We start from the raw sequence: 7185 nt of genomic DNA, 5'->3' as shown, positions 1-7185 counted from the left end.
GGCCTGATCAGTGCCCGCGGCCCGCTGAGCATCGAGCGGCTGAACGTCCTCGACAACCGCCAGGGCGGCGAGATTTCCAGCCAGCAGGGCTTCGAGCTGCTGGCCAGGCGCATCGACAACGGCCAGCAGGGGCGCATCATCAGCGCCGGGAAACTGCGCCTGGACGCCGACGCGCTGGGCAACGCCGGCGCCGGCCTGCTCTCCGGATGGCAGGGCCTGACGGTGACAGGCGGGAGCCTGGACAACAGCGCCGGCGGCACCCTTTCGAGCAAGGACGGCGAGCTGGCCATCAGCCTCGGCGGCGCGCTGGACAACCACGGCCAGGGCGCGCTGGTCAGCAAGGGCGCGCAACGGATCGACGCCGCCAGCCTGGATAACGCCCAGGGCATCGTCTCCGGCGAAAGCGACGTGACCCTGAGCATCGCCGGGAAGCTGGACAACGGCCAGGGCGGCCTGGTCTCGGCGCAGCGCGCGCTGAGCTTCGAGCGCGACGATACGCTGCTGAACAACGCCGGCGGCCGGATCAACGGCGGCAGCCTGCTGCTCAAGGGCGCCAGCCTGGATAACAGCGACGGCCAGTTGATCAGCCAGGGCCGGCTCGACGCCATCCTCGGCGGCGCCCTGGTCAACACCGGCGCGGCGCGCCTGGCCAGCGGCGGCGACCTGCTGCTGCGCAGCGCCAGCGTCGACAACCGCGGCGGCAAGCTGGTCAGCCAGGGGCTGCTGGAGATCAGCGCCGGCAGCCTCGACAACAGCGCCTCCGGCACCCTCGCCAGCCAGGCCGACATGAGCCTGCGCCTGGTCGGCGGCGCCCTGCGCAACCAGCAGGACGGCCTGATCTTCAGCCAGGCCGGCGCCCTCGAGGTGCAGGCCGGCAGCCTGGACAACCGCCAGGGCACGCTCCAGGCCCAGGGTGACAACCGGCTGCGTATCGGCGGCGCGCTGGACAACCAGGGCGGCCGCCTGGACAGCCGGGCCGGCAACCTCGACCTGCAGAGCGGCAGCCTCGACAACGGCGCCGGCGGCGTGCTCAACAGCGCCAAGGGTTGGCTGAAGCTGGTCACCGGGCTGTTCGACAACAGCGCCGGCGTCACCCAGGCGCAGTCGCTGGAGATTCGCGCCGGGCAAGGCGTGCGCAACCAGCAGGGCCATCTCTCGGCGCTGGGCGGCGACAACCGCATCGTCACCGCCGACTTCGACAACCAGGGCGGCGGCCTCTACGCCAGCGGCCTGCTCAGCCTCGACGGCCAGCGCTTCCTCAACCAGGGCGCGGCGGCGGGCCAGGGCGGCAAGGTCGGCGCCGGGCGCATCGACTTCAGCCTGGCCGGCGCGCTGGCCAACCGCTTCGGCCAGTTGGAAAGCGAAAGCGAGCTGCACCTGCGCGCCGCCGCGATCGACAACAGCGGCGGCAGCCTGCGCGCCCTCGGCCGCAGCGGCAGCACGCGGCTGGTCGCTGGCGACCTGAACAACGCCTACGGCGTGCTGGAAAGCGCCAACCAGGACCTCGACCTGCAACTGGGCAGCCTGGCCAACGCCGGCGGGCGCATCCTCCACACTGGCAACGGCACCTTCGGCCTGGATTCCGGGCAGGTGATCCGCGCCGGCGGCGAACTGACCACCAATGGCCTGCTGGACATCCGCGCCAGCGAATGGACCAACAGCAGCGTGCTGCAAGCCGGACGCCTGAACCTGGACATCGGCACCTTCCGCCAGACGGCCGAGGGCAAGCTGCTGGCGGTGCAGTCCTTCACTGGCCGCGGCGGCGACTGGAGCAACGACGGCCTGCTGGCCAGCGACGGCAGCTTGCGACTCGACCTGAGCGGCGGCTACCGTGGCAACGGCCGCGCCACCAGCCTCGGCGACTTCGCCCTGAACGCCGCCAGCCTCGACCTCGGCAATGCCGCCAGCCTCGCCGGCGGCGCCAATGTCACGCTTGGCGCCGGCAACCTGCTGGTCAACCGTGGGCGGATCACCGCCGCCGGCGACCTCGTGGCCAGCGCCGCGAGCCTGAACAACTACGGCACCCTGGGCGGCGGCGGCAACCTGCGATTGAACGCGCCCGCCCTGCTCAACGAGCGCGGGTTGCTGTTCAGTGGCGCCGACATGACCTTGCGCGCCGGCGACATCACCAACCTCTACGGGGATGTGTACAGCCTCGGCAGGCTGGATATTGCCCGCGACGATTCAAGTGGCAAGGTGAGTTCCTTCAAAAATATTTCAGCGAGTGTTGAAAGCTCAAATGACCTGAGATTACTTGCTGAGGTAGTTGAGAATAAAAAAGAAATTTTTGATGTTTCGTCTGAGTTTCTTTCTGGGGCTATTGGAGTTCGTTGCTTTGACTGTTCGGCAGTAGGAGGGAAAGAGGACAAGTTTGCCAGTCATTTGGTCTTGTTGGAAAATTACAAGACTCAGCTTCTAAAGGATTCTCCCTCCTCAAATATCACCTCAAGAGGGAACATTTTCATCTTGGGGGGACGGCTCAAGAATCAGGGGAGCACCATAGCGGCGGCGGGTGATATTTCTATTTCGGCTCAGGATTTCGCTAACGAAGGGTATGTGTTGGGTGAGTACTCCGTTAGGAAAGCATTGGATTTCAACTACAGCTATGAGGCGAGAGTTGAGGTTTGGCGAAAAATTATGGAGTACAACTCCATAAATGACCTTGCCTATGATAATGGCAAGATTGAATATAGTAATTTCGGTGGTGCTGTTCATTTCTGGAATAAAAATTGGGATGAATCCATTGTGGATTCAGTATATTTCCGAACTGGCGGAAGGGATGGTTACTGGCACGCAGGCTTCGGGACCATTGTTATAGATGACATAGCCAGGGACAAATTTGACTATATCTCTGTTGCACCGGCTTATGACCCGTCTCGTGGAGCCTTACCACCAGATTTTCTCAGAAATGCAAAAGTATTCGATGAGCTTACTATATCGAAAAGTGATGTTGCTCCCGTCGCTAATGCAGTTGTACAGGCTGGAGGCAAAGTCTCTATCAATGCAGAGAAGTCATTGCAGAACAGTATTGTTCGAGAAGGGCAGCCCATTTCTCGGGGGGTAGAAAAGAACCTGCTAACGGGGCTGTCCGGGAACACCTCCAACGTTGTGGTGCTGAGCCAGGCACTTCCGCCTGATCTAGCCAGGAAGCAGATCAATCCGCTCACCCTACCGGGCTTCAGCCTGCCTCAAGGCCAGAATGGGCTCTTCCGCCTGGCGTCCCAAGGAGCCCAGGTGAACCAGGCAAGTGGTGCTCTGAAATCCGCCAGCGATCTCACCCAGAGCGGCCATGGCGTATCTGTATCCGCACAGGCAGGCAGTGGCGCAAGTGGCTGGAGTACCCAGGCGCGTCGTGTCGGCGATGATCGGGTCACCTCGCTTACCAGTTCCGCCTATCAAGGCCGGGTAGCTGAGGCTATCGATGCGCTACGGGCTTCCGCGCCAATCTCGGGCGACGGGGGAAACACTGGCCGTTTCCAGGCCGGTGAGCACCAGGCGACCACGGGACTGGGTGGACTCGTCGAGGGCAATGCATCGGGTCACAGCGGCAATGGCGTCATCCTCGCCGATCTGCGCGGTGGTCTACCCTCGTTCTCAAGCCTTCCCGCGGCTGATCGTATTCAAGGCACAGCGCCCGGTCACGATGGGAATGGAACTATTCTCGCCAATTGGCAGGGTGCGCAGGCGACGGTCCAGGCCTCGCCTTCGACAGTGCGTGTAGAGGGGGTAGTTTCCAGTCCAGGTGGCAATGGCAGCATCCTTGCCGATCTGCCGGCTGAGCAGTCGTCGGTGCAGGCACTGCCTTCGGCCGTTAGGGCTCAGGGCAGCCTGCCTCGCCTCGAAGAGCGGAGCGCCGTTCTTGCCGAGCCTCCGGTTGGGCAGCCAGCGTTGCAAACCCTGCCGTCGGTTGCGCGCGTTGAGGGCGTGCCCAGCAATGCCACACCGAGCAACAGCCACAAGTATCTGATCGAGACCAACCCGGCGCTCACCGAGCTGAAGCAGTTCCTCAACTCGGACTACCTGCTCGGTGGCCTGGGTATCAATCCGGATGACAGCAAGAAGCGCCTGGGCGACGGTCTATACGAGCAGCGCCTGGTACGCGAAGCGATCGTCCAGCGTACGGGGCAGCGCTTCATCGCCGGATTGAACAGCGACGAAGCGATGTTCCGCTATCTGATGGACAACGCCATCGCCAGCAAGGACGTATTGGGACTGACCCCTGGCGTCACCCTCAGCGCCGCCCAGGTGGCCGCGCTGACCCACGACATCGTTTGGCTGGAAGAAGTCGAGGTGAATGGCGAGAAGGTCCTCGCCCCCGTGGTCTACCTGGCCCAGGCCGAGGGGCGGTTGGGCCCGAACGGCGCGCTGATCCAGGGGCGCGACGTGAACCTGATCACCGGCGGGGACCTGAGGAACGCCGGTACCCTGCGCGCGCAGAACGACCTTAGCGCGACAGCCGGCAACATCGACAACAGCGGCCTGATCGAGGCCGGCAACCGCCTCGACCTGCTGGCCAGCGGCTCCATCCGCAATGACCAGGGCGGCATCATTGCCGGGCGCGAGGTAAGCCTCTCCGCCCTTACCGGAGACGTCATCAATGAACGGACGGTGACCCAGCACCAGTCCTCCTACAGGGGAACCGGTACCACTGAGGCATTTGCCGATAGCGCTGCGCGTATCGAGGCTGCGCAGAAGCTGACCGTTTCGGCAGGACGCGATGTAGCCAATATTGGCGGTGTCATCGACAGCAAGGGCGACCTCGCCTTGCAAGGCGGCAGGGATGTCCTGGTTTCGGCTGCGGTAGCGGAGCGGGGCTGGACGGCAGGAAGCCAGGCATACCAGACCCAGACGACCCAGATGGGCGCCGAGGTCGTGGCGGGGCGCGATATCAGCGTCAGCGCCGGACGCGATATCAGCGTCGTGGGCAGCCGCATCGACGCTCGTCGCGACGTGACATTCGAGGCGGGTCGCGATGTGGGCCTGGTCGCGGCTGCCAACGAAGAGCATGCCTATGGCAAGACCAAGAAGGTCACTTTCCAGGACGACAAGATCACCCAGCAGGCCACTCGCGTGGACGCTGGCGGCGACCTGGCGATCAATGCCGGACAGGACCTGCGGCTGGTCGCGAGCCAGGCCAGCGCCGGCGACGAGGCCTACCTGGTGGCCGGCGACAAGCTGGAACTGCTGGCCGCCAACGACAGCAGCTACTACCTCTACGACAAGAAGAGCAAAGGCAGCTTCGGTAGCAAGAAGACCCGGCGCGACGAAATCACCGATGTGACGGCAGTGGGCAGCCAAATATCCAGCGGCGGCGACCTCACACTGCTCAGTGGCGGCGACCAGACTTACCAGGGCGCGAAGCTGGAATCGGGCAACGACCTGGCCATCGTCAGCGGCGGCGCGGTGACCTTCGACGCGGTGAAGGACCTGCACCAGGAGAGCCACGAGAAGAGCAAGGGCGACCTGGCGTGGCAGTCGTCGAAGGGCAAGGGCCAGACCGATGAAACCGTACGCCAGAGCCAGCTCGTCGCCCAGGGCAACCTGGCGATCAAGGCCGTGGAAGGCCTGAAGATCGACCTCAAGCACATCGACCAGAAGACCGTGAGCCAGACCATCGACGCGATGGTGCAGGCGGATCCGCAACTGGCCTGGTTGAAGCAGATGGAGCAGCGCGGCGATGTGGATTGGCGGCGCGTGCAGGAACTGCATGACAGCTGGAAGTACAGCAACTCCGGGCTGGGCGTCGGCGCGCAGTTGGCGATAGCGATTGTCGTGACTTACTTCACGGCGGGTGCGGCGAGTGCGGCATTGGGATCGATGGCGGGTGTGGGGGCGGGCTCAGGAAGCATGATGGCTGCTGCCGGTAGCACTGCAATGGTCCAGGCCGGTACAGCAGTAGGAACAGCTGCCGCCGGCTGGGCGAATGCCGCTGGAACTGCCGTGGCTATGGGCATGGCCAGCAATGGAGCGATCAGCACCATCAACAACCGGGGAAACCTGGGGGATGTCGTCAAGGACGTGACCTCCAGCGATGCGCTGAGGGGCTATGTAGTCGCTGGCACGACTGCGGGGCTGACTGCCGGCGTCTACGACAAATGGACCTCGACCCAGACCGGCACCTCGACCGCTCTACCGAACACCGGGGCCGTGGCGCCCGCCGCAGGGTTGGGCACCTGGCAAGGTGTGGGCCAGTTCACCTCGAACCAGTTGCTGCAGAATGGCACTTCGGTGCTGTTGGACCGGGCGCTGGGCGGCAAGGGCAGCCTGGGCGATGCGTTGCAAAACAGCCTGGCAAATGCCTTCGCGGCCTACGGCTTCAAGCTGATTGGCGACACCACCCATGGCGTACTGGACGACGGCAGCCTCGGCAAGATCGGCTTGCACGCCCTGATGGGAGGTCTGGCCGCCGAAGCGGTCGGTGGCGATTTCCGTACCGGAGCCCTGGCTGCGGGAGTCAACGAGGCGCTGGTGGATAGCCTCGCCAAGCAATACGCCAGCCTGCCCATCGATGACAAGAAGGGCCTGCTGATCATGAGTTCGCAGTTGATCGGCGTGCTGGCGGCTTCGACGCAGGGCGATGCGGACGCCAAGAGCTTGCAGACAGGAGCCTGGGTGGCGGGGAATGCCACCCAACACAACTACCTCAGTCATTGGCAGGAGGAGAAGAAGCGGCAGGAGGTCGATGGCTGCAAGGACAAACAGCTCTGCAAAACCGGAATAGAAGCCAAATGGGCAATTATTTCGGCCCAGCAGGATGTTGGTATCGTCGTAGGTGTTGGAGGAGGCATTGGTCTTTCGACAGCTGAAACCGCAGTGGGTGTTTATGAGCTGGTCAAGAACTGGAGGGAAACCTATGCAGCTCTGGAGCAGTTGGCCACTTCGCCAGAGCTCCGGCAGCAATTTGGCGATAGCTACCTGAAGGGGCTGGAGGAGCGCGCCGCATTCTTGACCCAGGCTTACGAGGATGCCGGCTGGCAAGGTTCGGTCACAGCTGGTGTCGAGGGCGGTAGGTTCGCTGCGGAACTTGTTGGCGTTCTGACGGCAGTGAAAGGTGGCGCGCAGATAACCGCCAAGCTGCCAACAGCAGCCAAGAACTTGGTCAGCGCGATTGCGGAGTCACCTGTTTCCGGTAGTATGAGTTCGCAGTTCGGGGCAGTGGGGGACTTGGGTCGGCTGGGTGGGGGA

Annotated in this window: 1 protein-coding gene; it reads left to right on the top strand. The window is 63.6% G+C overall.

Annotated features, from left to right (window positions below):
- Positions 1–7185 (top strand): DUF637 domain-containing protein (locus FFS27_RS25205; RefSeq protein ID WP_171019230.1); only part of this gene is annotated, 7185 nt, incomplete at both ends.

It is taken from the genome of Pseudomonas sp. 2VD (assembly GCF_005503585.1).
Lineage (GTDB): Bacteria > Pseudomonadota > Gammaproteobacteria > Pseudomonadales > Pseudomonadaceae > Pseudomonas > Pseudomonas aeruginosa.
This window is presented reverse-complemented; position numbering and strand designations above follow the sequence as displayed.